The organism is Pseudoxanthomonas sp. USHLN014 (assembly GCF_037153335.1).
In the GTDB taxonomy this organism is placed as follows: domain Bacteria; phylum Pseudomonadota; class Gammaproteobacteria; order Xanthomonadales; family Xanthomonadaceae; genus Pseudoxanthomonas_A; species Pseudoxanthomonas_A winnipegensis.
Genome location: NZ_JBBCKO010000012.1, coordinates 12,729 through 39,056, shown reverse-complemented (window position 1 = coordinate 39,056; position 26,328 = coordinate 12,729). Strand labels below are relative to the sequence as shown.

The 26,328-nt window shown below is 70.0% G+C and carries 24 protein-coding genes and 1 pseudogene; 8 read left to right on the top strand and 17 right to left on the bottom strand.

Features of this window, described 5'->3' with window-relative positions:
- Positions 1 to 2: 2 nt before the first annotated feature.
- The 3 genes and pseudogenes from WFQ05_RS18090 to hda form a co-directional block, all read left to right on the top strand.
- Positions 3 to 1,037 (top strand): annotated as a pseudogene (locus WFQ05_RS18090) (DUF2066 domain-containing protein); the annotation flags it as partial.
- A 70-nt stretch (positions 1,038 to 1,107) separates the two neighbouring features.
- Positions 1,108 to 2,271, top strand: a complete 1,164-nt coding sequence (locus tag WFQ05_RS18085) for an AI-2E family transporter (protein ID WP_130522976.1) — start codon at positions 1,108 to 1,110, stop codon at positions 2,269 to 2,271.
- Positions 2,268 to 2,963 carry a DnaA regulatory inactivator Hda gene (gene hda, locus WFQ05_RS18080; protein ID WP_337054813.1) on the top strand — a complete coding sequence of 232 codons (696 nt, stop codon included), beginning with the start codon at positions 2,268 to 2,270 and terminating at the stop codon, positions 2,961 to 2,963. Before WFQ05_RS18085 ends, hda begins: the two co-directional genes overlap by 4 nt.
- A 125-nt stretch (positions 2,964 to 3,088) precedes the next feature.
- On the opposite strand, the gene murU is transcribed toward hda, so the two are convergent.
- Positions 3,089 to 3,847 carry an N-acetylmuramate alpha-1-phosphate uridylyltransferase MurU gene (gene murU, locus WFQ05_RS18075; protein WP_337054812.1) on the bottom strand — a complete coding sequence of 253 codons (759 nt, stop codon included), beginning with the start codon at positions 3,845 to 3,847 and terminating at the stop codon, positions 3,089 to 3,091.
- The gene (locus WFQ05_RS18070) at positions 3,844 to 4,869 is read right to left on the bottom strand and encodes a phosphotransferase (protein ID WP_337054811.1); all 1,026 of its coding nucleotides are present in this window, start codon (positions 4,867 to 4,869) and stop codon (positions 3,844 to 3,846) included. The genes murU and WFQ05_RS18070 overlap by 4 nt, the downstream gene beginning before the upstream one ends.
- 76 nt (positions 4,870 to 4,945) lie before the next feature.
- On the opposite strand from WFQ05_RS18070, the gene WFQ05_RS18065 reads away from it, so the two are divergent.
- Together WFQ05_RS18065 and WFQ05_RS18060 are read left to right on the top strand one after the other, a co-directional pair.
- The gene (locus tag WFQ05_RS18065; protein ID WP_130522973.1) at positions 4,946 to 6,349 is read left to right on the top strand and encodes a mannose-1-phosphate guanylyltransferase/mannose-6-phosphate isomerase; all 1,404 of its coding nucleotides are present in this window, start codon (positions 4,946 to 4,948) and stop codon (positions 6,347 to 6,349) included.
- Positions 6,350 to 6,527: 178 nt separating this feature from the next.
- Positions 6,528 to 7,892 (top strand): MFS transporter, encoded by a 1,365-nt coding sequence (locus WFQ05_RS18060; RefSeq protein WP_130520960.1) that lies wholly within the window; start codon positions 6,528 to 6,530, stop codon positions 7,890 to 7,892.
- An 81-nt stretch (positions 7,893 to 7,973) separates the two neighbouring features.
- Here the strand turns inward: WFQ05_RS18060 and WFQ05_RS18055 are convergent, their stop codons facing one another.
- Together WFQ05_RS18055 and WFQ05_RS18050 are read right to left on the bottom strand one after the other, a co-directional pair.
- Entirely contained in the window at positions 7,974 to 8,240 is a 267-nt protein-coding gene (locus WFQ05_RS18055) for a GlsB/YeaQ/YmgE family stress response membrane protein (protein WP_130520958.1), read from the bottom strand.
- 109 nt (positions 8,241 to 8,349) lie between these two features.
- Entirely contained in the window at positions 8,350 to 9,840 is a 1,491-nt protein-coding gene (locus WFQ05_RS18050) for a M20 family metallopeptidase (RefSeq protein ID WP_286574906.1), read from the bottom strand.
- Between the two features lie 231 nt (positions 9,841 to 10,071).
- Here WFQ05_RS18050 and WFQ05_RS18045 point away from each other — a divergent pair, with 231 nt between their 5' ends.
- Both WFQ05_RS18045 and WFQ05_RS18040 read left to right on the top strand, forming a co-directional pair.
- Positions 10,072 to 10,410 carry a helix-hairpin-helix domain-containing protein gene (locus WFQ05_RS18045; RefSeq protein ID WP_130522970.1) on the top strand — a complete coding sequence of 113 codons (339 nt, stop codon included), beginning with the start codon at positions 10,072 to 10,074 and terminating at the stop codon, positions 10,408 to 10,410.
- 287 nt (positions 10,411 to 10,697) lie between these two features.
- Positions 10,698 to 11,303 (top strand): HutD family protein, encoded by a 606-nt coding sequence (locus tag WFQ05_RS18040; RefSeq protein ID WP_337054810.1) that lies wholly within the window; start codon positions 10,698 to 10,700, stop codon positions 11,301 to 11,303.
- On the opposite strand, the gene WFQ05_RS18035 is transcribed toward WFQ05_RS18040, so the two are convergent.
- The 8 genes from WFQ05_RS18035 to WFQ05_RS18000 all read right to left on the bottom strand — a co-directional run bounded on the left by WFQ05_RS18035 (position 11,297) and on the right by WFQ05_RS18000 (position 20,495).
- Complete coding sequence (locus WFQ05_RS18035) at positions 11,297 to 12,922, bottom strand: sulfite reductase flavoprotein subunit alpha (RefSeq protein WP_337054809.1); 1,626 nt, start codon at positions 12,920 to 12,922, stop codon at positions 11,297 to 11,299. The genes WFQ05_RS18040 and WFQ05_RS18035 overlap by 7 nt on opposite strands.
- A complete protein-coding gene (locus WFQ05_RS18030) occupies positions 12,919 to 13,890 on the bottom strand; it encodes an FAD:protein FMN transferase (RefSeq protein WP_337054808.1) in 972 nt (323 codons plus the stop codon). The genes WFQ05_RS18035 and WFQ05_RS18030 overlap by 4 nt, the downstream gene beginning before the upstream one ends.
- Before the next feature lie 63 nt (positions 13,891 to 13,953).
- Complete coding sequence (locus WFQ05_RS18025) at positions 13,954 to 14,766, bottom strand: DUF4198 domain-containing protein (RefSeq protein WP_337054807.1); 813 nt, start codon at positions 14,764 to 14,766, stop codon at positions 13,954 to 13,956.
- A 47-nt stretch (positions 14,767 to 14,813) separates the two neighbouring features.
- Positions 14,814 to 15,341 carry a DUF2271 domain-containing protein gene (locus WFQ05_RS18020; protein WP_337054806.1) on the bottom strand — a complete coding sequence of 176 codons (528 nt, stop codon included), beginning with the start codon at positions 15,339 to 15,341 and terminating at the stop codon, positions 14,814 to 14,816.
- A gap of 24 nt (positions 15,342 to 15,365) precedes the next feature.
- On the bottom strand, positions 15,366 to 16,001 hold the full coding sequence (locus tag WFQ05_RS18015; RefSeq protein ID WP_286574899.1) for a PepSY-associated TM helix domain-containing protein: 636 nt from the start codon (positions 15,999 to 16,001) through the stop codon (positions 15,366 to 15,368).
- Between the two features lie 121 nt (positions 16,002 to 16,122).
- The gene (locus WFQ05_RS18010) at positions 16,123 to 16,812 is read right to left on the bottom strand and encodes a Fe2+-dependent dioxygenase (RefSeq protein WP_337054805.1); all 690 of its coding nucleotides are present in this window, start codon (positions 16,810 to 16,812) and stop codon (positions 16,123 to 16,125) included.
- 107 nt (positions 16,813 to 16,919) lie between these two features.
- A complete protein-coding gene (locus tag WFQ05_RS18005) occupies positions 16,920 to 19,310 on the bottom strand; it encodes a catecholate siderophore receptor Fiu (RefSeq protein ID WP_337054804.1) in 2,391 nt (796 codons plus the stop codon).
- Positions 19,311 to 19,586: 276 nt separating this feature from the next.
- Complete coding sequence (locus tag WFQ05_RS18000; protein ID WP_337054803.1) at positions 19,587 to 20,495, bottom strand: LysR family transcriptional regulator; 909 nt, start codon at positions 20,493 to 20,495, stop codon at positions 19,587 to 19,589.
- A 118-nt stretch (positions 20,496 to 20,613) separates the two neighbouring features.
- Between WFQ05_RS18000 and WFQ05_RS17995 the strand changes: the two genes are divergently transcribed.
- Positions 20,614 to 21,798, top strand: coding sequence for an MFS transporter (locus tag WFQ05_RS17995; protein ID WP_337054802.1), 1,185 nt, complete (start codon positions 20,614 to 20,616; stop codon positions 21,796 to 21,798).
- 100 nt (positions 21,799 to 21,898) lie between these two features.
- Here the strand turns inward: WFQ05_RS17995 and WFQ05_RS17990 are convergent, their stop codons facing one another.
- The 5 genes from WFQ05_RS17990 to sufC form a co-directional block, all read right to left on the bottom strand.
- Positions 21,899 to 22,234: a non-heme iron oxygenase ferredoxin subunit gene (locus WFQ05_RS17990; RefSeq protein WP_130520933.1), complete on the bottom strand. Its 336-nt coding sequence runs from the start codon at positions 22,232 to 22,234 to the stop codon at positions 21,899 to 21,901.
- A 9-nt stretch (positions 22,235 to 22,243) separates the two neighbouring features.
- Positions 22,244 to 22,771 (bottom strand): GNAT family N-acetyltransferase, encoded by a 528-nt coding sequence (locus WFQ05_RS17985; RefSeq protein ID WP_337054801.1) that lies wholly within the window; start codon positions 22,769 to 22,771, stop codon positions 22,244 to 22,246.
- Positions 22,772 to 22,983: 212 nt separating this feature from the next.
- The gene (locus WFQ05_RS17980; RefSeq protein ID WP_337054862.1) at positions 22,984 to 24,174 is read right to left on the bottom strand and encodes a cysteine desulfurase; all 1,191 of its coding nucleotides are present in this window, start codon (positions 24,172 to 24,174) and stop codon (positions 22,984 to 22,986) included.
- Between the two features lie 83 nt (positions 24,175 to 24,257).
- A complete protein-coding gene (gene sufD / locus WFQ05_RS17975) occupies positions 24,258 to 25,565 on the bottom strand; it encodes a Fe-S cluster assembly protein SufD (protein WP_337054800.1) in 1,308 nt (435 codons plus the stop codon).
- A complete protein-coding gene (gene sufC / locus WFQ05_RS17970) occupies positions 25,562 to 26,326 on the bottom strand; it encodes a Fe-S cluster assembly ATPase SufC (RefSeq protein WP_130520927.1) in 765 nt (254 codons plus the stop codon). Before sufC ends, sufD begins: the two co-directional genes overlap by 4 nt.
- Between the last annotated feature and the right edge of the window lie 2 nt (positions 26,327 to 26,328).

Here is a 26,328-nt window from a genome sequence, read left to right as displayed (position 1 = left end):
CGATGCGCCGTTTGCACGCCCTGGCCGCTGCTGCCGCCCTCCTCCTCTTCTGCGCACTTCCTGCCGTGGCGCAGGACGCGTTGCGCACCGAGGGCGACGTCGCCAAGGCCCAGGGCCTGTACGAGGCCGAGGTCACCGTGCCCAGCCAGAGCGAGGGCGACCGCAACGGCGGCCTGGCGCGCGCGCTCGGGCAGGTGCTGGGCAAGGTCAGCGGCGACCGCAACGCCGCCACGCGCCCCGGTGTGGCCGCCGAGCTGCGCAACGCCAAGAATTATCTGGACAGCTACGACTACCGCCAGGACCAGGGCACCTCGGCCACCGGCGCGCCGTCCTTCCGCACCACCCTGATCGCCCGCTTCGACCCGCAGAAGGTCGACGTGCTGGCCAGCGTGCTCGGCCTGCCGGTCTGGCCGCAGCCGCGCGCCAAGCCGGTGCTGTGGCTGGCCATCGACGACGGCTCGGGCCCGCGCCTGGTCGGCGTGCAGCAGTCCGGCGCGGCGCGCTCGGTGCTGGACCGCGCCGTGGACCGCGGCTACCGCCTGGGCCTGCCGCAGGGCACCGCGGCCGAGGCCGCGTTGGCCGCGGCGATCTGGCGCGGCGACACGGCGGCGGTGGCGAGCGCCTCGGCCCGCTATGCCCCGCCGATGCAGCTGATCGGCAAGCTCTACCGCGGCAAGTCCGGCTGGGTCGCCGACTGGACCTTCGTGGACAGCGGCAAGGTGCTGGCGACCTCGTCCAGCGACAACGCCGACGCCCGCCAGTCCATGGCCACCGGCGCCGACGTGGCCGCCGATGCGCTGGTCAAGCGTTATGCCAAGCAGGCCGTCGGCGGCCAGCCGGGCACCTACCGGATCCTCGTCAGCGGCATCCGCAGCGCCGAGGACTACGTGCGCCTGTCGGCGGCGCTGCAGCAGACGGCGGTGGTGCGCCGGATCGCGCCGGTGCGCGCGCAGGGCGATGTGCTTGAGCTGGACCTGGATCTGCTCAGCGGCGTGGAAGGCCTGCAGCGCATGCTCGGCCAGGATGGCCCGCTGGTCGGCGGCGACGGCAATCCGCCGCAGTTCTACCTCAAGTGACCCGCGCGCTGACGCCCAGGACGGTGCACCCATGATCATCGAGGACCCGCTGCAGGTCATCGCCCAGTTCCTGCGCCGGCTGCAGTGGGCGGCGCTGGCGGCCGCCCTGGTGTGGCTGCTGTGGATTCTCTCGCCTGTGCTGACCCCGTTCGCCTGCGCGGCGATCCTGGGCTGGATGGGCGATCCGCTGGTGGACCGGCTGGAGGCGCGCGGCTGGTCGCGCGGGATCTCGGTCACGGTGGTGTTCTTCGTGATGCTGCTGGCCATCACCGTGGTGCTGTTGCTGCTGGTGCCGACGATCCAGGACCAGATCTCCATCCTGGTGCGGTCGCTGCCGCGCTATCAGCAGTGGTTCTACCAGGTGGCCCTGCCGTGGATCGAGGGCCGCTTCAACGTGCGCGTGGCCGAATACCTGGACTTCACCCACATCTGGGGGCTGCTGCGCAGCAACTGGGAGCGGGCCGGCGGGGTGGCCTATACCCTGTGGGGCTATGTGTCGCGCTCGGGCTTCGCGCTGTTCGGCTGGATGGCCAACCTGGTGCTGATCCCGGTCATCGCCTTCTTCTTCCTGCGCGACTGGGACCTGATCGTCGGCCGCGTGGCGGCGATGGTGCCGCGCAACCAGATCGGCGTGGTCAGCCGGCTGGCGGGCGAGTCCAGCGAGGTGCTGGGCGGCTTCCTCAAGGGCCAGCTGCTGGTGATGATCATCCTGGGCGTGCTCTACGGCGCCGGGCTGTGGGCGGTGGGCCTGGACCTTGGCATCCTGATCGGCCTGATCGCCGGCCTGCTGACCTTCGTGCCGTATCTGGGGCCGACCAGCGGCGTGGCGATGGGCCTGATCGCCGCGCTGATGCAGTACGGCGACGTCAAGCACCTGGTGCTGGTGTCGGTGGTATTCGCGGTGGGGCAGGTGATCGAGAGCTATGTGCTGACGCCCAAGCTGGTCGGCGATCGCATTGGCCTGCACCCGGTGGCGGTGATCTTCGCCGTGCTGGCCTGCGGCCAGCTGTTCGGCTTCCTGGGCATGCTGCTGGCGCTGCCGATCGCCGCGGTGGCCAATGTGCTGCTGCGCTATGCGCACGAGCGCTATACCCACAGCCAGCTCTATGCCGGCGGGCAGCCGACCATCCTGCTCGATCCACAGCGCACACCGGTCGACGGCCTGCATCCACCGCAGGATCCCTCCTCGCCATGAGCGTGCCGCAGTTGCCGCTGGCGCTGCGGACCCCGTCTGATCAGCGCTTCGAAAGCTTCATCGGCGCGCCGGCCGGCGCGCTGGCGCAGCTGCAGGCCCTGGCGCGCGCGCCCGAGGCCGACTGGCTCTACGTCGCGGCCGCGCACGGCGCCGGCAAGACCCACCTGGCCCTGGCGGCCTGCGCGGCGGCCGGCGAGAGCGGGCGCGAAGCCGCGTATCTGCCGCTGAAGGCGGCGGCCGGCCACCTGCAGCAGGCGCTCGACGGCTTGGAGCGCCATGCCCTGGTGGCGCTGGACGGGCTGGAGGCCATCGCCGGAGATCGCGCCGATGAGATCGCGCTGTTCGACTTCCACAACCGCGCGCGTGCGGCCGGCATCGGCCTGCTCTACACCGCCGCCGATGTGCCCGATGCGATCGGCCTGGTCCTGCCCGACCTGCGCTCGCGCCTGGCGCAGTGCGCGCGCATCGTGCTGCGCCTGCTGGACGATGCCGGGCGCGCGGCGCTGCTGCGCGATCGCGCGGCCCGGCGCGGGCTGGTGCTGGAGGACGCGGCGGTGGACTGGATGCTGACCCGCACCGTGCGCGAACCGGCGCAGCTGGTCGATCTGATCGAACGCTTGGATCGTGCCTCGCTGGCGGCCAAGCGGCGGGTGACCGTGCCCTTCCTGCGGCAGGTGCTGGCGGAGGAGTAGGGCCTGCGGTCGCGCTTGGCCTGGAGCACACCTGTGGGCGCAACTGTCTGCTCCGATCACGTCGCGGCCTCCGCTCTACAGGTGGGGCCGCCGTTGTGGCCATTGGCCAATGGCGGCGATGGGCGCTACTTCGAAAGCTCCATCGCCGTTGTGGCGGCTCCCACGCCCTCGGCGCGCAGCCGCGCGTCCAGTTCGGCCAGACGCTGCGGTGTGCCCACGTCGGTCCAGCGTCCGGCATGGTGATGCCCGGTGACCATGCCGCGCGCCATCGCCGCGCGCAGCAGGGGCGCCAGCGGGAAGCGGGGCGGCTGTGCGTCCAGTCCGGGATTGGGTTCGGCCGTTTCGAACGCCGCGCGCCAGTCGCGCAGGATCTCGGGGCGATACACGCCGATGCCCGAATAGGTGAAGTTCTGCGCATCGTCGCGGCGCGGCTGCAGGCGATGCCCGTCGCTGAAACAGAAGTCGCCGCGCGGATGGTGCGGCGGGTTGTCGATCATCACCAGATGCGCGTCACCGGCCGGCGCGCGCGGCAGCGTGGCGAAGTCCAGGTCGGTCCACACATCGCCATTGACCGCCAGGAACGGCGCCTCGCCCAGCAGTGGCAGCGCGTGCAGCATGCCGCCGCCGGTCTCCAGCGGGACCGGGCCTTCGTGCGAGAAGGCGATCCGCACGCCGAAGGCGCTGCCATCGCCCAGCGCGCGCGGGAACTGGTCGGCCAGCCAGCTGAGGTTGATGACGACGTCGGTCACGCCGATCGCGGCCAGCTTGCGCAGATGCCAGACGACCAGCGACGCGCCGCCCACCTCGAGCAGCGGTTTGGGTGTGTGGTCGGTCAGCGGCCGCATCCGCTCGCCCAGACCGGCGCAGAAGATCAGCGCCTTCATGCGCTGCGCGCCGCCAGGGCCGGGCGGATGCGCTGGTCCAGCAGCTGCTGCAGCGGCTGCAGCTGCGGATGGCGCGGCAGCACCTGATCAAGATAGGTAATGAAGCGCGGCAGGTCCGGCAGGTACTGCGACTTGCCATCGCGGTAGTGCAGGCGGCAGAAGATGCCGAGGATCTTGAGGTGGCGCTGGATGCCCATCCAGTCGGCATCGCGCAGGAAGGTCTGCGCCGAGGCCGGCACCGGCACGCCGACCTGCAGCGCCCGCGCGTGGTAGCGCAGCAGCCACTCGTCCACGCGTTCGAGCGGCCAGCTCAGGAAGGCGTCCTTGAACAGGCTCACCGCGTCGTAGGCGACCGGCCCGCGCACGCAGTCCTGGAAATCCAGCACCGCCGGGCCCGGCATTACCGGCATCAGATTGCGTGGCATGAAGTCGCGATGGGTCAGCACCTTCTGCTGGCCCAGGGCGTTGTCCATCAGGCGGCGCTGGACCAGCTCCAGGCCGTCGCTGGCGTCGCAGTCCAGTTCGATGCCCAGATGCCGGCGCAGGAACCATTCCTCGAACAGCCCGGCATCGCGCTGCAGCAGCGCCTCGCCGAACACGCCCGTGCCTTCCGGCGGTGCGATCGCCTGCAGCATCAGCAGCTGGTCGAAGGCGGCGTCGAACCAGGCATCGGCCTGCGCCGGATCGCGCGACAGCAACTGCGCCAGGGTCGGCTGGCCGAGGTCTTCCAGCAGCAGGAAGCCGGCGTCCACATCGCGCGCCAGGATTCTCGGCACGCGCACGCCGCCGTCTTCCAGCAGCGCGTGCCAGGACAGCCACGGGCGCACGTCCTCCAGCCCGGGTGGGGAGTCCATCACGATCAGCGATTCGGCCGCGCCCTGGGTGCGCCAATAGCTGCGCTGGCCGGCGTCCACACTGGCCCGCTGCAGTGACAGAGCGGGCGCATTCAGTGTGATGCGCGCCCAGGAAAGTCGCTGGTCCGCGCGTGCGTGTGGGCTCGAAGGCGAGGACGCCTCGTTCATGGAACGTGCCGCATTCAGGTCGGGGTGCGCAGGGTACACTGAGCCCGATATCCCCCACGGAAGAGACTCTGACACCATGAGCAAACTGCAACCCGTCCTGTTGTCGGGCGGCTCCGGCACACGCCTGTGGCCCCTGTCGCGCGAAGCCTATCCCAAGCAGTTCCTGCCGCTGGGAGACGAAAAGACGATGGTGCAGGCGACCTGGCTGCGGGTCGAACCGTTGACCTCGCTGCCGCCGCTGGTGGTGGCCAACGAAGGGCACCGGTTCCTGGTGGCCGAACAGCTGCGCGAGATCCGCGCGCCGCAGCCGCGCATCCTGCTCGAGCCGGTCGCGCGCAATACCGCGCCGGCCATCGCCGCCGCGGCGCTGTGCGCGCTGGAGGACGGGCAGGACCCGCTGCTGCTGGTGCTGCCCTCCGACCATGTGATCACCAACCCCGAAGCCTTCCGCAACGCGGTCGAGCAGGCCAGCCCGGCCGCCGAGGCCGGCGCGCTGGTGACCTTCGGCGTGGTGCCCAGCCATGCCGAGACCGGCTTCGGCTATATCCAGGCCGGCGGCGGCCAGGGCGTGCAGCCGGTGCTGCGCTTCGTCGAGAAGCCCGACGCGGACACCGCGGCCCAGTATCTGGCCGAGGGCGGCTACTACTGGAACAGCGGCATGTTCCTGTTCAAGGCCAGCCGCTACGTCGAGGAGCTGGAGAAGTTCAACCCGCAGATGGTCTCGGCGGTGCGCGAGTCGCTGGCCAAGGCCAAGCGCGACGGCGACTTCATTCGCCTGGACAAGGATGCCTTCACTGCCTCGCCGTCCGATTCGATCGACTACGCGGTGATGGAGAAGACCGCCGACGCCAAGGTGCTGCCGCTGGACGTGGGCTGGAACGACGTCGGCTCGTGGTCGGCGCTGTGGGACGTGACCGAGAAGGACGCCAACGGCAATGCGGTCGAGGGCGACGTGATCACCGTGGACACGCGCAACAGCTACGTCTACGCCGAAAGCCTGGTCGCGCTGGTCGGCCTGGACGATGTGGTGGTAGTGGAGACCGACGATTCGATCCTGGTGGCCAAGAAGGACCGCGTGCAGGACGTCAAGAAGGTCGTGGCCCAGCTCAAGCACGACGAGCGCAGCCAGGCGGTCCTGCATCGCAAGGTCTATCGCCCCTGGGGTGCGTACGACTCGATCGACATGGGCGCGCGCTTCCAGGTCAAGCGCATCACCGTCAACCCGGGCGCGACGCTGAGCCTGCAGATGCATCACCACCGCGCCGAGCACTGGATTGTGGTGAGCGGCACGGCCGAGGTCACGCGCGGTGACGAGGTGATCCTGCTGACCGAGAACCAGAGCACCTATATCCCGCTGGGCGTGACCCACCGGCTGAAGAATCCCGGCCGCCTGCCGCTGGAGCTGATCGAGGTCCAGTCCGGCAGCTACCTGGGCGAGGACGACATCGTCCGCTTCGAGGACCAGTACGGCCGCACCTGAGCCGCCGCTGCGGCATAGCCAATAAGTCGAAGGCCCGCCCCACAGGCGGGCCTTCGGCGTTTATAACGTTCGACTGCCCTCGCGCTGCGCTCACGGCCCAGGCCGTCAGCATGGCCCAAGCCGTCCGGCGCCAAGGCGCGAAGGCGATCCATTTCCCCCTCATCACAGCGAGGCCCGCATGAGCGTACCGACCGCCACCACCGCCGATCCGATGGCGCAGAGCCACCACAGCCTGAAACGCTCGATCTCCAACACGCTCAAAGGCTCGGCCGGCAACCTGGTCGAGTGGTACGACGTCTACGTCTATTCGGTCTTCGCGACCTACTTCGAGTCCAAGTTCTTCTCCGCCGGCGACAAGAACGCCACGCTGTACGTGTGGGCGATCTTCGCGGTGACCTTCCTGATGCGTCCGATCGGCGCCTGGTTCTTCGGCCGCTTCGCCGACCGCCACGGCCGCCGTGCCTCGCTGACGCTGTCGGTGACGCTGATGGCGATCTGCTCGTTCGGCATCGCCATCGTGCCGACCGCCGCGACCATCGGCGTGTGGGCGGCGGTGTTCCTGGTGCTGGCGCGTCTGCTGCAGGGCTTTGCCACCGGCGGTGAATACGGGGCCAGCGCCACCTACATGTCCGAGGCGGCCGTGCCGGGGCATCGCGGCCTGTTGTCCTCGTTCCATTACGTCACCCTGGTGGGCGGCCATGTGCTGGCCCAGCTGACGCTGTTCCTGCTGCTGACCTTCTTCACCCGCGAGCACGTGGTGGAGTGGGGCTGGCGCGTGGGCTTCGCCATCGGTGGCGTGTCGGCGATCGTGGTGTTCTGGCTGCGCCGCACGATGGACGAGTCGCTGTCCAGCGCCGCCATCGAGGACGCCAAGTCCGGCGCGGCGCGCAAGTCCGGCTCGCTGCGCGAACTGTTCGTCAACCAGTGGCGCCCGCTGCTGCTGTGCTTCCTGATCACGGCGGGCGGCACGCTGGCCTTCTACACCTATTCGGTGACCGGCCCGAAGATGATCCAGACCGCCTTCGCCGGCGACGACATCATGAAGGGCACCACGCTCAACCTGGCGGCGCTGACGGTGCTGATGCTGCTGCAGCCGCTCGGCGGCTGGCTGTCCGACCGCATCGGCCGCAAGAGTCTGCTGGTGTTCTTCGGCGTGGGCAGCGTCTGCTACACCTGGTACCTGATCACCGCGCTGCCGCAGCAGACCACGTTCGGCGCGGCCTTCGCCATCCTGGTGATCGGCTTCGTGATCCTCACCGGCTATACCTCGATCAACGCGGTGGTGAAGGCCGAACTGTTCCCGACCTACATCCGCGCCCTGGGCGTGGGCCTGGGCTACGCGCTGGCCAACTCGGTCTTCGGCGGCACCGCGCCGATGCTGTACCAGTGGGCCAAGGGCGCCAAGCAGATGGACGCCTTCATCATCTACGCCACGGTGGTGATGTTCATCTCGCTGCTGGTGTACATCTTCTTCCTGAAGAACAAGGGCGAGAACTGGCTCGACCACGAGCACGCGATGCACGCGCGCCACGGCAAGCGCTGATCGCGACAGGCTCAGAAGAAAAAAGGAAGGCCATCCGCGAGGATGGCCTTCCTGGTTTTCAGGGCCTGCCGTGCCGTGGACTCAGCGGCGGGTGAACAGACTGGTCAGCCCCAGGATCACTACCGCGCCGAGCAGGGCGCCGAAGAAGCCGGCGGGTTCGCCGGCCGCATACCAGCCCATCTGCCGGCCGAACCAGCCGGCCAGCACCGCGCCGACGATGCCGAGGCCAATGGTCAGCAGGCAGCCCATGCGCGCGCTGTGGGGCGTGATTAGCCGTGCCAGCAGGCCGACCACGAAGCCGACCAGGATGATGTAGAGCCAGCTCTCGCTGCCGAACAGTCCGCTCATGCGCATGCTCTCGGGGATGATCGGCGCAGCCTAGCACCGCCACTTGGGGCGAAAAATGGCGGCGGAGGGCAGGCCGCCGACGCGCGTTCCTCCGCGTTCATGCCTCGCCTCAGCAGCAGCCGTGCTCGCCGTGCGCCTCGCCGCCGGCCACCGCCGCGGTGCCGCTGGTCAGGCCGGCCACGCTGGCGGCGTGGTGCGCGGCCAGCACATGCGACACGCAGGCCGTCACCCGCTTGCCCATCGGGATGTGCAGGAACTCGTTGGGCCCGTGCGCGTTGGAATGCGGCCCCAGCACGCCGGTGATCATGAACTGCGCGCCGGGGAACTTCTCGCCCAGCATGCCCATGAACGGGATGGTGCCGCCTTCGCCCATGTACATCGCCGGCTTGCCGAAGGCCGCCTGCGAGGCGTCCTCGATGGCCTGGGTCAGCCACGGCGACTGCGGCGGCGCGTTCCAGCCCGTGGAAGACTTCTCCAGCTTCAGCTCGACGTGGGCGCCATTGGGCGGATCGCGCAACAGCACCTCGTCCAGGATCTCGCCGGCGCGCTTGCCGTCCAACGTGGGCGGCAGGCGCAGGGAGATCTTCACCGAGGTCTGCGGGCGCAGCACGTTGCCGGCCGAGGCCAGCGGCGGCAGGCCGTCGGCACCGGTGATCGACAGCGCCGGGCGCCAGGTGCGGTTGAGCACCAGCTCGGTCAGGTCGTCGGACATCGGCGTCATGCCGTCCAGGAACGGGAACTTGTCGTAGACCTCATCGCCCAGTACCTGGGCCACCTTGCCGGCCTGCTCCAGACGCTCGGGCGGGATCTCCACGAACAGTTCCTCCACGCGGATCCTGCCGGTGGTCTCGTCCTCCAGGCGCGAGAGCAGCTGGCGCAGCAGGCGGAAGCTGGACGGCACGATGCCCGAGGCATCGCCCGAGTGCACGCCTTCGCTGAGCACCTCGACGGTGAAGTTGCCGCCGGCCATGCCGCGCAGCGAGGTCGTGCACCACAGCTGCTCGTAGTTGCCGCAGCCCGAATCCAGGCACACCACCAGCGAGGGCCGGCCGATGCGCTCGGCCAGGTGGTCGACGTAGGCGGGCAGGTCGTAGCTGCCCGACTCCTCGCAGGCCTCGATCAGGATCACGCAGCGCGCATGCGGCAGGCCTTGTTCCTGCAGCGCCATGATCGCCGCCAGCGAGCCGTAGATCGCGTAGCCGTCGTCGGCGCCGCCGCGGCCGAAGAGCTTGTCGCCCTTGAGCACCGGCTTCCAGGGCCCCAGGTCCTCGTCCCAGCCGGTCATCTCCGGCTGCTTGTCCAGGTGGCCGTACAGCAGCACGCAGTCTTCGCCGGTCCCCGCGCCGCTGGCCGGGATGTCCAGGAAGATCAGCGGCGTGCGGCCTTCCAGCTGGATCACCTCCACCTGCAGGCCGGCGATGGGCTGCGCGCGCGCCCACGTCTCCATCAGCGTCACGGCCTTGGCCATGTGGCCGTTGGCGACCCAGTCGGCGTCGAACATCGGCGACTTGTTGGGGATGCGGATGTATTCGACCAGCTGCGGGACGATCTGTGCGTCCCACAGCTGCCCGACGAAACGGTCAAGGCGTGCGGTATCCATGGCGCTCAAGCTTTGAAATGAACGCCTATGGTACCCCCGCCGCTTCCGGTACCCGATCGGGCCGGCCTGGGGGGTAGGACTTTTCCTACACGCCGACGGGGTGTTGCCCGGCAGCCGTGGAGGCGCTGCGCCGATATCGTGGCGGTGCGAGGAGGGAGGAGACTGGCTGCACCGGTAAGGCGTAGGGAACCGCCCCGGCACAACCATCCTCATCGCACAAGGAGTGTCGCCATGAAACCCGTTTCGATCCTGATCAAATCGCTGATCCTGTCGCTGGCCTTGTCGGCCGGCGCCTTCGCCGCCGAAAGCCGCGTCAACATCAACACGGCCGATGCGGCCGCCCTGGACGCCACGCTGTTGAACGTGGGCGCCAGCAAGGCGCAGGCCATCGTCGACTACCGCAAGGCCAACGGCCCGTTCAAGAGCGCCGAGGAGCTGGCGATGGTCAAGGGCATCGGCCTGAAGACGGTGGAGAAGAATCGCGATCGGATCGAGGTGGGTCGCTCGGCGGCCGCACCGAAGAGGCCTTCCGCCGCGGCTGCACCGGCCAAGCCGGTCACCCGCCGCTAGAAGGCAAGCATGGTCACGGGGCGAAGCGGTGCCGGATGCATCGCTTCGGTCTGACGGGCAGGACGCTGCGTGACAGGCATGGACGCCGACAAGGACGTAGCCCGTTGACGAGGGCAGGGCAGGACGCCAGCAAGCTGGGCACGATGCCGACAGGGATGTACCGCCGCCCGGGTGCGCCGCACGCACCCGGGCGGTTTCCTTTTCTGCGTGCCGAAAATGGCCAGGGCCTGCAGTCCCAAGGCAGCGCACGCTCTAGACTGGCGCCCCTGTCCACGCTCCCTGCGGCCATGCCGACCAGTCGCGTCATTCCCGCCAACGAGTACCGCCGCGAACGCTGGCGCAACCAGCTCGGCTGGACGCGCCAGATCGCCACCGGCGGGCGCGACGACCAGGACTGGGACTGGCGCCTGTCCATCGCCGAGATCGAGCGCGACGCGCCGTTCTCGCCGTTCCCGGGCATCGAGCGTGAGCTGGTGCTGCTGCGCGGCCAGGGCCTGCGGCTGTGCTTCGAGGGCGGTGAGCAGGTCACCCTGCACCCGCCGCACGACCGGCTGCGCTTCAGCGGCGCACGCGGGGTGCGCGGCGAGCTGCTCGACGGACCCACGCACGACTTCAACCTGATGTGGCGCCCGGAGGCGCTGCAGGCCGAGCTGCTGCTGCGGCCGCTGGTCGGGCCGATGCTGTTCTTCGCCGATGCGCGCACGCATTGGGCGATCCATCTGATCGGCGGGCAGGCGCGTTTCGACGCGGCCAGCGGCCTGCCGCCGCTGTGGAGCGGCGACAGTGCCCTGCTGTATGGCGCGCCGGGCCGCACGCGCTATGCGCTGGAGGGCGGCGGTGAGCTGATCGCGGTGAAGTTCACCACGCGCGACGCGTCCGACGATCCTCAGTAGACGTCGCGGCGATAGCGCCCCTGCAGGCGCAGCGACTCGACCGTCTCATCTCCGAGCGTCTCACGCAGGACTGCATCCACGCCCGGGGCCATGCCGTCCAGGCTGCCGCAGACGTAGAGCGCCGCGCCGTCGCGCACCCAGGCCTGCAGGGGCTCCCCCGCGGCGCGAAGCGCGTCCTGCACGTAATGGTGTCCGCCCGGGTCGCGCGAGAACGCCAGGTCTACCCGCTCGAGCCAGCCATCGTCCTGCCAGACCACCAGATCCTCGCGGTAATGCAGGTCATGGTCGCGCTGACGCTCCCCGAACAGCAGCCAGTTGCGGCGCGCGCCCTGCGCGATGCGGGCCTTGAGCAGCGCGCGCAGGCCGGCGATGCCGGTGCCGTTGCCGATCAGGATCAGCGGCACGTCCGCCGCGGGCGGATGGAAGTTGGGATTGGTGCGCAGTCGCAGCGCGATCGGTGCGCCGATCGGGGCGTGATCGCATAGCCAGCCGCTGGCCAGGCCCGGACTGCCGTCGGGGCGCTGCATGCGGCGCAGCAGCAGGTGCAGCGCGCCGTCGGCGGGCAGCGAGGCGATGGAGTACTCGCGGTGCGGCAGCGGCGCCAACGCCTCGATCAACGCCTGCGGACCAATGCCGGGGTCTACGCTGTCGGGCAGCTGGCGCGAGGCGAGCGCGTCGGCCAGGGCGGTGTCCTGGTCGTCCACGCGCACCTGCGCGCCGCCGTCCACGCCGTGTGCATGCAGCCAGGCCGCGACCGTGGCCGGTGCATGGCGGGGGCCGATCTCGACCAGGTCGCCGGCCTGCCAGTCCGGCATCGGCTCCGGCGGCGTCAGGGCCAGGTGATAGACCGGCCCGCCGACGCTGCCGGGGTTGCGCAACGCGCGCTCGGTCAGGGTCCAGGCCTGGTAACGCGGCGCGCTCCAGTCGCGCAGGTCCGCATCGCCGGTCAGCAGCGAGAGGTGATGCTGCCAGTGGCGCAGCGCCGCCTCGTCGGCGTTGTCGACCTCGACCCGGTCGAACAGCGGCCGCGCGCCATGCGTGCGCAGCCACGCATCCAGCTGCCGGCCGAAGGCGCAGAACTGCGCATAGGTCGCATCGCCCAACGCCAGCACGGCGTACTGCAGGTCCGCCAGGGCGGCCGGCCGCGCCAGCACGTCGCGCACGAAGCCCAGCGCCGGCTCCGGCGGATCGCCTTCGCCGGTGGTGCTGACCACGAACAGCGCGCGCCGGTAGCGGGCCAGCCGCGCGCCATCCAGCGCGGCCAGGTCGAGCAGGTGCACCGGCGTGCCGGCCTGCTCCAGCGACTGCGCGGTGCGCTGCGCCAGCTGCAGCGCGAAGCCTGTCTGACTCGCATATGCGACGAGCACCGTGTCGGTGCCGATGGCGCTGGCCGGCGCGGCCGGCGTGCGCCGCGTGCGCCACAGGATCCAGCCGGTGAAGCCGACATACGCCGCCAGGCTGGCACCGGCCCAGAGCCAGCGCGACGGACGCGGCGCGCCTGGCCACCAGGTGCCCGGCTGCCAGGCGAACAGCGCCGCCGCCAGCGCCGCCAGCAGCGCGAGCACCAGGGCATTGCCCCAGGCGGCGCGCGGTATCGCAGGACGCGGTAGGGCGCTCATGCCGCCAGCGCGGCCTCGAACTGCGGCGTCATGTGCTCGCTGGCGCCGTGCGCGCCGCGCACCACGAAGCGCGCCGCCAACCCATGCGCACGCGCGAACGCCAGTCCTGCCTCCCATCCCATCACCGTCAGCGCGGTGGCCCAGGCGTCGGCCTCCATCGCCGTGGCGGCCAGCACGCTGACCGCGGCCGCGGCCTGTTCGACCGGACGGCCGCGGCGCGGGTCGAGGGTGTGCGAATAGCGCGTGCCGTCCTGTTCGAAGCGGTGCCAGCGATCGCCCGAGGTCGCCACCGCGCAGGCCTTGAGCGCCAGCACGCGCGGCGGCAGGCCGCCGTCCTCGTCGGCACCGGTCTCGACCAGCACGCGCCAGGGCGTGCCGTCCGGCTTGCGACCGCGACCGGCCAGCTCGCCGCCGACTTCCACCAGCGCATCGCGCAGGCCGCGCGCGTGCAGTGTGTCCAGCAGCAGATCGACCGCGTAGCCCTTGGCGATGGCCGACAGGTCCAGCTGCGCGCCGCCGGGCTGCAGCAGCTGCGCCCCCTGCGCGCGCCATTCCAGGTCGCGCCAGCCGGGGCGCTGGCGCACCTGCTGCAGGGCGTGATCGGCGGGGCGGCCAGGCAGGCCCGCGCCGGCGCCGAATCCCCAGGCCTGGACCAGCGCGCCGCAGGCCGGATCGAAGGCGCCGTCGCTGGCGCGTGCGATGCGCAGCGCCGCCTCCATCACCGTGGCGAACTCGGCCGGCAGCGTATGCCAGGTCCCGGCCGCGGCGCGGTTGAAGCGGCTCAGGTCCGAGCCCGCCTCCCAGGTACTCATCTGCGCGACCACGCGGTCCAGCTGCGCCTGCAGCGCATCGTGCAGGCGATGCAGGCCGGCGCCGGCCGCGACCACCACGCGCGCCGACCAGGTCGTGCCCATGGTCTGTCCACCCAGGCGGGCCAGTTCGAGGGGAGAGGCGACGGCGGCAACCATGCGTAGGCGGGGACTCGGGACACACAGGGCGTAGGCGCATCCGCGCCATGCGCCCATCGCGGCTTACTGCGGCATCACTTCCAGTGTCGCCACGTAGTTGAGACGGCGCTGCTTGGCCTGCGGCAGCGAGGTCTTGTCGTCCTCGCTGCTGGCGTTGAGCCAGTACATGCCCGCGTCCGGCCAGGTCACGGAGAAGGCGCCCTGCGCGTCGGTCTTGGCCTTGATCTCTTCCTGCGCGTTGCGATAGCGGGTGCCGCCGCGGATCACGGTGACCTCCACGTTCGGCGCCGGCTTGCCGTCCAGCACCAGCTTGAAGCTGGCCGCCTCGCCGGCGACCAGATCGCTGGGCGCGGTCACCGGCACCAGTTCCAGGCCCTCGCCGCTGGGCTTGAGCGCGGTGGCGGTGGGGGCGCCATGGGTGACGAAGGTCTCCACGCGCGAGGCCATCTGCGAGACCTGCAGGTTCTTGGCGTCCTTCGGCACCTCGGCGGCGAACTTGGCCGCGTCGCCGCGCCAGCGCTTGCGCTGGCCATCGGCGGTCTCGTAGCTGGCGAACAGTCCGTTGCTGACCGAGGCGATGCGGTAGGTGCCTTCCTGCTTGAGCTCCACGTCGAACACGCTGCGGTACTTGCCGGTGGAGGCGTTCTCCGGCTTGACGGTCGAGCCGTCCGGCGCGGTGATCACCAGATCGTCCAAGCGCATCGGCACGTGTTCGAAATAGAACAGGTCGTTGGACACCGCCGCATCCACGCTCACCCACGGATCGTTGCCCGAGAAGGTCGTGCCCGAGGGCAGCAGCCACTGCTTGTGCGCGGCGGCGGAGAAGGAGGTGACGGCGGCGGCCAGGGCCAGCGCCAGGGTGAGGGAACGCTTCATGCGGGATGCTCCGGTTGCGTGTGCGAAGAACGACGGCGGATCGGGGATCAGGGCTTGATCGTCAGCGAGACCGTGCCCAGTTCGGAGGCGCCCTGCGCCTTGCCCGACTGCGTGGCGGTGGCCGGCCAGGTGAAGGGGATCTTGAGCAGCTCGCGGCCGCCGACCTCGCGCGCGGCCTCGACCACCAGCGTGTAGCTGCCCGGAGCGAGGCCGGACAGCTGCGGGCTGCCGCCGGCGAAGTCCAGCGTCTGCACACCGGCCGGGCGGGTGGGGCCGGTCACGCCGTCGATCGGCAGGTCCAGGCTGCGGCCGGACTTGCGCCACCACTGGCGCAGGTCGGGCAGCCACTTGGTGCCGTGGCCTTCCTTGGTGTCGGTGTTCTGGTACCAGACCGCCAGGTTGGACGCGGCCTTGCCGTCGGCGCCTTCCACGTACACCGCCACGTAGGGGCGGTGGTACTCGGCGACGTTGAGCTTGGGGATCTCGACCTTGACCTGCATGGTGGCGGCGGACGCCGGCACGGTCAGCAGGCCGCTGAGCGCGAAGGTCAGGGTGATCGGGACGGTCTTGGTCATGGCACGCAAGTCCTGTGGGGAAGGTCAGTGAATGAAGATCAGCGCCAGCAGCAGCGGCACCAGCAGCCCCAGGCCGACCATCGGCCAGGTCATGCGGCGCTGGCCGGCATGCAGCTGCAGCAACAGCAGGCCGGTGATGCAGAACACCAGGCAGGCCACCGCGAACAGATCCAGGAACCAGCTCCAGGCCGTGCCCGCGTTGCGGCCCTTGTGCAGGTCGTTGAACAGCGAGATCCAGCCGCGGCGCGTGGATTCGTATTCGATCGCGCCGCTGGCGCGGTCCAGGCTGAGCCAGGCATCGCCACCGGGGCGCGGCAGGGAGACATAGACCTCATCGGCCGACCACTCGCCCTGCCGCCCGGACAGGCTGATGTCCAGCTCGCCTTCGATCCAGTCGCCGACCACGCGCGGCAGCGGCGCATTGCCGTCCTCGCGCGTGCCCAGGGCCTGGCGCAGCGCCGGCGGCAGGGTGGCGCTGCGATGCACGATCTGCGGCTTGGCCTCGATGCTGGCCGCGTGGTTGAGGGTGATGCCGGTGGCGGCGAACAGCAGCATGCCGATCAGGCAGATCGCCGAACTGATCCAGTGCCACTGATGCAGCGTGCGCAGCCAGAAGCCGCGGCGTTGCTGCGTGGAGAGCGGGTCGGCGGCCTGGGCCAAGTGGGGATGTTCCGTTGCAGCGGGAGAGGCGAAATGCGCGCGGCATTACACCACGAATGAGAATCGGTCTCAATTAAATCCCGCGCCGCGCCGATGACCTTCCGGCCAGCGTGCAGTCCACTCAGACCTCGGCCCAGCCGCGCAGCAGGTTGTGATACACGCCGGTCAGCTGGACGATCGCCTGCGCATCGCCGCCGCTGGCGGTCAGCCGCTGGATGGCGGTGTCCATCTCCAGCAGCAGCCGGCGCCGGCCTTCGTCGCGGACCATGCTCTGCACCCAGAAGAACGAGGCCAGCCGCGCGCCGCGCGTGACCGGGGTGACCTTGTGCAGGCTGCTGGAGGGATACAGGATCAGGTCGCCGGCCGGCAGCTTGACCTCGTGTTCGCCGTAGGTGTCGCTGATGATCAGCTCGCCGCCGTCGTATTCGTCCGGCTCGCACAGGAACAGCGTGCACGACAGGTCCGAGCGCACCTGCTGGCGCGGCTGCCCCGGGCGATCCACGGCCATCACCGAACCATCGACGTGGAAGCCGTACTCCCCGCCACCGGTGTAGCGGTTGAAGCGCGGCGGCAGCGTGCGCAGGGGCAGGGCGGCGGCGAAGTACAGCGCGTTGCGCTCCAGCGCGGCCAGCACCTGCTGGCCCAGCTGCTCGCGCAGCGGCGAGGCGTCGGGCAGCTGCTGGTTGCGTTTGACCTTCGCGCCCTGCGCGCCGACGGTCTCGCGGCCGTCGGTCCACTCGGCCGTTTCCAGCGCCTGCCGCATGTGGCGGACCTGGTCCGCATCGAGGATCTGTGGGATATGCAGCAGCATGGAAGGATTCCCTACAACGACGCACGGGAAGGCGTGCCTTCCCGTGCTGGAGTGCCGGTCGCCCGGCGGTCCTGTGCCATCAGACCAGCGGCGTCAGGCCTGGCCCGTCAGAAGCGGAAGTCCGCGCTGAGCAGGAAGGTGCGCGGCGTGCCCGGAGTGTAGCGGTAGCCGCTCTTGTTGATCGCCGCCACGTAGTCCTTGTCGAACAGGTTGTAGCCGTTCAGGCGCAGGCTGAAGTTGCGCGAGACGTCGTAGGACACCACCGCGTCGTACACCGTGTAGGACTTGGCGTACTTGGGCGTGCCCACCGCGCCGTCGCTGCCGCGGTGCATCTGGCCCGAGTAGCGCACGCCGCCGCCGATGGTCAGGCCGAACGGGAAGCGATAGCTGGTCCAGCTGGTGAAGGCGTCGTCCGGGGTGTAGCTCAGGTTGGGCGTGCCGTCGGCGCTGATCGACGGGCCCTCGGTGACCTTGGTCGACATGGAGGTATAGCCGGCCGAGACGCTCCAGTTGTCGGTGATGTTGCCCACCGCCGAGAGCTCCACGCCCTTGACCTTCTTCTCGCCGGTCTGGGTCGGATGCCCGAACTCGTCCAGCGCGTTGGCGTTGATCTCGTTGGTCACATCGGTCTGGAACAGCGCCAGATTCAGCGCCAGGTTGTCCAGCACGGCCCACTTGGTGCCGACCTCGAAGGTCCTGGCCTTCTGCGGATCGGCGTTGATGCTGTTGGCCGCGCCGTCGGCCGCGGCCAGGGCGAAGTTGGCCCCGCCCGGCGGCTGCTGCGACAGCGCCCAGTTGGCGTACAGGCTGACCGCATCGCCGGCCTTGTAGACCGCGCCGAGCTTCCAGTTGAACAGCGTATCGCTGGTGTCGGTGTCCACCGTGGTCACGCCGCTGCCGACCGGCGCGCCGTTGCACGGCACCGCGTTGCGGCCGGTGCCGTTGTTGCAGATGGCGCTGGCCAGGTACTCGGTCTTGTAATGGTCCAAGCGCACGCCGCCGGTCAGCAGGACGTTCTCGCCGAACTTGAGCGTGTCGAACGCGTACACCGAGGCGGTGTCGGTCTTGCCGTAGCTGCCGGTGCCGTTGTGGTACCAGGCCAGCGTGCCGACGGCATTCCAGTCCGGGTTGTAGAGGTTGGCCGCCGGCAGGCTGCCGGTGGTGCCGAAGTTGCGGTTGAACTGCTCCTCGCGGGTCAGCTCCAGGCCGGTGCTCAGGTTGTGCACGACCGCGCCGGTGGCGAAGTCCGCGCGCAGGTTGAGCTGGTCGGTGATGATCTTGTTGCGCTGGTCCTTGAAGGTCGGCAGGCTGCGCGCGACCGTGTAGGTGGACAGGTCGCCCGGATTGGTCCACTTGATGTTGCCGGCCAGGGGATTGGCCGCCGTGCCGCCGGTGGTCATGAAGGCGCTGAGCAGGTAGTCCTGCGTCGTCTCGCCCCAGCGCGCGGTGTTGGTCAGCTTGAGCGTGTCGGAGAAGTCGTGCTCGAGGATGAAGGTCGCCTGCTTGGCTTCCACATCGTCGTGGTCCAGGCGCGTGCCGTAGAAGTTCTCCGGATCGACCGGGTGGCCGGCCAGCTGCGCCAGGCCCGGCTGCGGCGTCCAGCCCGGCAGGCCGATGGTCGGCACGAAGCCGTCCGGCACGTTCTCCTGTTTGACGTAGTACAGGTTCAGCCATGCGCGCGTGGCGCCGTCCAGGTTGAAGCCCAGCGAGGGCGCCAGGCCCCAGCGCTTGTTCTCCACGTGGTCGCGGCCGGGCACATCGCTGTCCTGCCACATCGCGTTGAGGCGCAGTGCCAGGCCGCCGGCCAGCGTCTGGCTCCAGTCGGCCGTGCCGCGGCGCTGATCGTCGGTGCCGCCGGAGAGCGTGCCGGAGACCGCATCGTGCAGGGTGGCGCGCTTGCTGACCATGTTGATCGCGCCGGTCGGCGCGCTGCGGCCGTTGTCGGTGCCCGCCGGTCCCTTCTCGACCTCGATCTGATCGATGTTGAACACATCGCGCGAAATCGAACCCAGGTCGCGCACGCCGTCGACGAAGATGCTGCTGGAGCTGTCGAAGCCGCGCATGTAGATGGCGTCGCCGGTGTTGGTGCTGCCGTTTTCGCCGGCATAGAACGCGCCCACGCCGGGCGAGTTGCGCAGGGCCTCGGTCAGGGTGGTGGCGCCCTGCTGGTTGAACAGGTCGCTGGTGATCACCTGGATGGTCTGCGGCGTGTCCTGCAGCGGCTGGGTGAACTTGGGCGAAGCCACGGCCTTGGCCTGGATGCGCGAGCCGTGCACGTCGATCTTGTCCAGGGTGCGCGCGTCGCCGCGGTGATGGCGCTGGCCATCGTGCTCGTCCCGGTCGTGGTCGCGCTGCTGGTCGGCGGACGCGCCCGGCGCGTCGATCCCGTCGGTCGCCAGGGCGGTGCCCGGCAGGGCCAGCGCCAGCGAGGTGGCCAGGGCGGCGGCGGTCAGCGGGCGGGCGCCCGGAAGGTGCTTGCGGGAACGGATGTGCGACATGTCAGCGGTGCTTCCAATGAAGTGAAGATTGGTTCCCCCATTGGCGACGGCTGACGGGAGTGCGGGGCCACACGCGACCAGGCCCCCAAGACCAACCGGGGAGCGACGGCATCGCGTGAGGCGGAAGGCGGCCCGGGCCAGGCCGGGCACGCATTCCTTAATGGGTCGTGATTGTAATGAGAACGATTTTTATTCACAACCGTTCAGCTCGGTTTGTCGCGCGATGTGAGCTGCATCCCCCCGCGTGAGGCCGTCGACGCGGACTTCAGCGAGCGACTAGGCGATCCGCAGTTCCGAGGCGAGCAGGTCCAGGATGGTGTGGACCTTGGGCAGCAACTGCCGGCCGACGGGCCAGACTAGATTCAGCGGCAGGCCATCGGTCGTGTAACCCGGCAGGATCGGCACCAGCGCGCCGGAGGCCAGGTCCTCGCGCACTAGCCAGGTCGCCAGCTGCGCGATGCCGCAGCCGGCCTTGACCGCGGCGACCTGGGCCTCGCCGCTGCCTACGACGATCCGGCCCTCCATGGTCCGTCGCTCCACGGCGCCGGCGTCGTGCGCGATCAGCCAGGGGCTGGTGGAGCCGTCGGCCTTGCCGTACAGCACCGTGTCGTGGCGGGACAGGTCCGCCAGCGACGCCGGCGCCCCGCTGCGCGCCAGGTACTCGGGCGAGGCGCAGAAGATCAGGCGCTCGCTGCCGAGGTAGCGGTGCCCCAGCGACGCCGGCCAGTGATCCGGACCGCCGATGCGGACGGCGACGTCGATGCCTTCCTCCAGCAGGTCGACGAAGCGGTCAGTCAACGAGACATGCGGGCGCAGGTGCGGATGCTGCTGCGCGAACCGCAGCAGCAGCGGCCAGACCTGCAGCCGGCCGAACGCCGCCGGCGAATCCAGCCGCAGGCGGCCCACCGGCTCATGGCGCTGGGCCGCCAGGACGGCTTCTGCCTCCTCCAGGTCGGTGAGCACGCGCACGCAGGTGCGATAGAACGCCGTGCCGGCGTCCGTCAGCGCCAGCCGGCGCGTGGTGCGCTCGAACAGGCGGCTGCCCAGCCGGTCTTCCAGGCGCGCCACGCTCTTGCTGACGGCCGAATTGGTCAGGTTCAAACGCTCGGCGGCCGCGGTGAAGCTGCCTGCGTCGGCGGTCGCAACGAAGGCTTCGATGCCCTTGAGGCGCTCGGAAGGAATCATCTGCCGTGCCCTGATTATGGAAATTGAGTCCATATTAGGTTGAAAAATGATCCGGGATTGGAATCTGGTTCGCCAATAAGCTGGCAGGCCCACGTCTGGTACCCGGAGCCTCATCTCCATGTCTTCCCTGTCCGCGCCGAACGCGGCCGTCCCGGCCGGTCGCGGCGGTCTGTCGATCGTCATCCTCGCGGTGGCCGCCTTCGTCATCGTCACCACCGAGTACCTGATCGTCGGGCTGCTGCCGGCGCTCGCCCGCGACCTGGAGATCTCGATTTCCGCCGCCGGTCAGCTCGTGACGCTGTTCGCCTTCACGGTGATGCTGTTCGGCCCGGTGCTGACCGCGCTGCTCTCGCATGTCGAACGCAAGCGGCTGTTCGTCGTCATCCTGCTGATCTTCGCGGCGTCCAACGCCCTGGCGGCGATCGCGCCCAATGTGTGGGTGCTGGCGGTGGCGCGGTTCATTCCGGCGCTGGCGCTGCCGGTGTTCTGGGGCACGGCCAGCGAGACGGCCGGACAGATCGTCGGGCCGCAACGCGCGGGCCGTGCCGTGTCGCAGGTGTATCTGGGCATCTCCGCCGCGCTGCTGTTCGGGATTCCGCTGGGCACGCTTGCCGCCGATGCGATCGGCTGGCGCGGCACTTTCTGGATCCTGGCCGGGCTGTCGCTGCTGATGGCCTTGGCCCTGACCGTCTTCATGCCGAGGGTGGCCAGGCCCGAACGGCTGCGCCTGGCCGAACAGACCCGCATCCTCAAGGACCCGTTCTTCGTCGCCAACGTCGTGCTGTCGGTCGTCGTGTTCACGGCGATGTTCACCGCCTACACCTATCTGGCCGACCTGCTGGAGCGCATCGCCGGGGTGGCGCCGGCGCACGTGGGCTGGTGGCTGATGGGCTTCGGCGCGATCGGCCTGCTCGGCAACTGGCTGGGCGGGCGCCTGGTCGATCGCAGTCCGCTGGGCGCGACCGCGGCCTTCGCGCTGCTGCTCGGCGTGGGCATGGCGACCAGCGTGCCGCTGGCGGGCTCCGCTGGGCTGCTGGCGGGCGCGCTCGCGCTGTGGGGTATTGCCTACACCGCGCTATTCCCCATCTGCCAGGTGCGGGTGATGCAGTCCGCGTCGCATGCGCAGGCGCTGGCCGGCACCTTGAACGTCTCGGCCGCCAACGCCGGGACCGGGCTGGGCGCGGTCATCGGCGGACTGGTGATCCCGCAATGGGGGCTGGGCAGCATCGGCTATGTCGCCACCGGCATCGCCGTCGTGGCGATCCTCATGGTGGCGGTGGTCGCGCGTCTGCGGGAGCGATGATCGGCTCCGGTGCGGGCCGGCGAAACGCGGGGCCAACATCACGGTGCAATGAAAAGGCCGGCGCATGGCCGGCCAGGGGCGGTGCAGAACCCTGGAGCGGTCAGTCGCGGTCGTCGCGCGACCACACGCCGCCGTGTTCCACCTTGACCGGGAACTTGGGCACCGGCGCATAGGCCGGCCCGCACAGCGGCACGCCTTCGCGGATATCGAAGCGCGCGCCGTGCAGCACGCACTCGATGCTGCCGGTCTCGGCGTCGAAGGTGCCCGCCGCCGAAAGCTCGAATTCGGCATGGCTGCAGCGGTCCTCCAGCGCGTAGAGGTCGCCGTCCAGGTTGAACACCACGATCGGCGTGCCGGTGACCTCGTCGAAGCCGCTGCGCATCTCGCCCGGCAGCAGCTCCTCGGTGGCGCAGACGAAGGTCCAAGTCTCGCTCACGGCCGGCTCCTAGACAAGGGATTTCTCCAGCACCTCGAAGCGCAGGTCGTCGCGCAGCGGCGTGCCGAAGCGCGCATCGCCGTACGGGAAGGGCTTGAAGGTGCCGGTGCGCACGTAGCCGCGGCGCTCGTAGAAGGCGATCAGGCTCTGGCGCACATCGATCACGCTCATGCGCATCACCTCCACGCCCAGTTCCTGGCGGGCGATGCGCTCGGCCTCGACCATCACGTCCTTGCCGATGCCGGCGCCCTGCAGGGTGGGGCGCACCGAGAACATGCCGAAATAGCCGGCATCGCCCTCGCGCGCCACGTGCGCGCAGGCGACCAGCGCGTCGTCGCGATAGGCCAGCAGCACGCGGCTGTCGGCGCGGCTGAGGTCGCCGGCCAGCACTTCGCGATCGATGCGCTGGCCGTCGAGCAGGTCGGCCTCGGTGGTCCAGCCGGCGCGGCTGGCCTGCCCGCGATAGGCCGAGGTCACCAGTGCGGTGATCGCCTCGATGTCGTCCAGGGTGGCGTTGCGGAAGGTCAGTGTGGTCATCGGCCCATTGTAAAAGGCCGGCGGCTTCGTGGGAGCCGCCATGGCGGCGATGGGGGCTCTACCGGTAGAGCCACTCGCCGCCACGGCGGCTCCCACCTATAGAGCGGAGCTCGCTCCGCTGGGGCCTTCCCCACGCACCGAACGAAGCGCAGCGGAGTCTCCCAAAGGGGATTACCACAAGCTCCAGGCCGCTGGGAGATTCGAGGAGAGAGTCACCCCAGCAGCGTGCGGGCCTTCTTCAGCGCGGCCACGAAGGCTTCGATCTCCTCGTGGGTGTTGTAGAAGGCCAGCGAGGCGCGCAGGGTGGCCGCGACGCCGAAGTACTGCAGCAGCGGGTGGGCGCAGTGCTGGCCCGAGCGCACGGCGACGCCTTCCAGGTCCAGCAGCGTGGCCAGGTCGTGCGCGTGGGCGCCGTCGATCAGGAACGACACCACCGCGGCCTTGTCCGGCGCGGTGCCGAAGATGCGCAGGCCTTCGATGCGCTGCAGTTCCTCGGTCAGATGCGCCAGCAGCTGCGCCTCGCGCGCGCGGATCGCGGCCATGCCGACGCCGTCGAGATAGTTCAGCGCCGCGCCCAGGCCGACGAAGCCGGCGATATTGGGCGTGCCGGCCTCGAACTTGTGCGGCACCTCGTTGAAGGTGGTCTTCTCGAAGCTGACCTCCTTGATCATCTCGCCGCCGCCGATGAAGGGCGGCATGGCCTCCAGCAGCTCCCGGCGCGCCCACAGCGCGCCGGTGCCGGTAGGGCCGCAGATCTTATGGCCGGTGACCGCGTAGAAGTCGCAGCCGATCGAGGCCACATCCAGCGGCATGTGCGGCGCGGCCTGTGAGCCGTCCACGACCGTGACGATCCCGGCCTTGCGCGCGGCCTTGCAGATCTCGCGCACCGGGTTGACCGTGCCCAGCACATTGGACACGTGGGCCACCGCCAGCAGCTTCACCTGCGGGGTCATGGCCTTGTACAGCGCGTCCAGGTCCAGCTGTCCATCGGGCAGGATCTCGGCCACCTGGATCGTCGCGCCGGTGCGCTGGGCGATCAGCTGCCACGGCACGATGTTGGCGTGGTGCTCCATGCGCGAGACCAGGATCACATCGCCGGGCTTGAGCGTGGGCAACGCCCAGGAATACGCCACCAGGTTGAGCGCGAAGGTGGTGCCGCTGCACAGGATCAGCTCGTCGCCGCGCACGCCCAGGAAGCGCGCCAGCGTCTTGCGCGCGCCCTCGTAGGCGTCGGTGGCCTCGGTGCCCAGCGCGTGCACGGCGCGGCTGACGTTGGCGTTCTGGCGGCGGTAGAAACCATCCACCGCGGCGATTACTTCCACCGGCTTCTGCGCGGTGTTGGCGTTGTCGAAATAGATCAGCGGCTTGTCGTTGACCGCCCGCGTCAGCAGCGGGAAGTCCATGCGGATGCGGTCCCAGTCCACGCCCTGGGCCTGGCCGGACTCTTCCGGACGCACGCCGGCGCTGCCGCTGTTCTCGTGCATGCTCATGCGGCGCCCGCCTGGCGCAGCGCCAGGTCGAGGATGGCGGTCAGCTGGCCGATCAGCGCGTCGTCCTCGAGCACGGCCAGCGGCTCGCGGCAGAAGGCGGCGGTCAGCAGGCGTTGCGCGTCGGCCTGCGGCAGGCCGCGCGAGCGCAGGTAGAACAGCGCATTGGCGTCGAGCCGGCCGACGGTGGCGCCGTGCGCGGCCTGCACTTCGTCGGCATGGATCTCAAGCACCGGCTGGGTGTCGATCTCGGCGGTGTCGGACAGCAGCAGATTCTTGTTGGACAGGCGCGCGTCGGTGCCGTCGGCGCCCTCGCGGATCAGGATGCCGCCATGGAACACGGCGCGGCCGCGGCCGGCGCCCAGCCCGCGCCAGGTCAGGCCGCAGCTGGTGTCGCGCGCGATATGGTCGATGCCCAGTCGCGTATCGACGTGGCGGCGCCCGCCGGCGAGCAGCACGCCGTTGGCGTCCAGGCGCGCGTTCTCGCCTTCCAGGCGCACGTTGAGCTCGTGCCGCGACAGCGCGGCGCCCAGCTCCAGGTCCACGCGCGTGTAGCGCGCATCGCGCGCCAGCACCGCGTCGGTGCGCAGCAGGCTGGTGGCCTTGTCCGATTCGTGCTGGGCACGGGCGTGGACCAGCTGTGCGCCCCGCGCCAGATGGACATGGGTCAGCGCATTGGCCAGGTGCGCGTGCTCGCCGGCGCCGAGGTGGTGTTCGACCACGCGCAGGCGCGCGCCGGCGCGCAGTTCGATCAGGTTGCGCAGATGCCAGGCGCGGTCGACATGCGCATCCCGCGCAGGCGCACCCACGTCCAGGTTCGGGCTGTCCGATTCCGTCGCGCCGATGAAGACCAGCTGCAGCGCCGTGTCCGCCTGCACGCCGGCCTCGACGCGCAGCAGCACGCCTTCGCTGGCCAGCGCGGCGTTGAGCCGGGCGAAGACCTCGTCGTTGCGTTCGAAGCGGCGCGCCAGGAAGCGCGCAGCGTCGCTGCCCTCGGCCAGGGCCTCGGACAGGCGCTGCACGCTGACGCCTTCGTCCAGGCCCGCCAGGTCGGACAGCGCCTGGGCGTGGCGACCGTTGACGAACACCAGGCGCGGGGCGGGGATATGCGCCAGCAGCGCGGCATCGACCCGCGGCGCGGCGTCCACCGGCACGAAGCGGCGGCGCTCCAGCGCCCGCAGCGAGGTGTACTTCCAGGCCTCGTCGCGCTGGCTCGGCAGGCCGGCGGCCAGGGCGTCGTCCAGCACCGCGCGGCGCGTGGCATCGCCCTCGAAGGCGGACGCCAGAGAGTCCAGCAGCGTGCTCATGCCGCGGCTTCCGGCGCCACGCGGTCCTTAAGCCATGCGTAGCCGTGGGCTTCCAGCTCCAGCGCCAGCTCCGGCCCGCCGGTCTGCACGATCCTGCCGTCGGCCAGCACGTGCACCACGTCCGGCTTGATGTAGTCCAGCAGGCGCTGGTAGTGGGTGATGACCAGGAACGAGCGCCCCGCGCTGCGCAGCGCGTTGACGCCCTCGGCCACGGCCTTGAGCGCGTCGATGTCCAGGCCCGAATCGGTCTCGTCCAGGATCGCCAACTTCGGCTCCAGCACGGCCAGCTGGAAGATCTCGTTGCGCTTCTTCTCACCGCCGGAGAAGCCCTCGTTGACGCCGCGATGCAGCAGCTCGTCCTTCAGGTGCAGCACGGCCAGCTTCTCGCGCACCAGCTTGAGGAACTGCATCGAGTCCAGCTCGGATTCGCCGCGCGCCTTGCGCTGGGCGTTGAGCGCGGCGCGCAGGAAGTAGGTGTTGTTCACGCCCGGGATCTCGACCGGATACTGGAAGGCCAAGAACACGCCGGCCGCGGCGCGCTCTTCCGGTTCCAGCGCCAGCAGGTCGGCGCCTTCGAACTGCACGCTGCCTTCGGTGACCTCATAGCCCTCGCGGCCGGCCAGGATGTTGCCCAGCGTGGACTTGCCCGCGCCATTGGGGCCCATGATGGCGTGCACCTGGCCCGGCTTCACCTCCAGCGAGAGGCCTTTGAGGATGTCCTTGCCGGCAACGGCGGCGTGGAGGTTGTCGATCTTGAGCATGG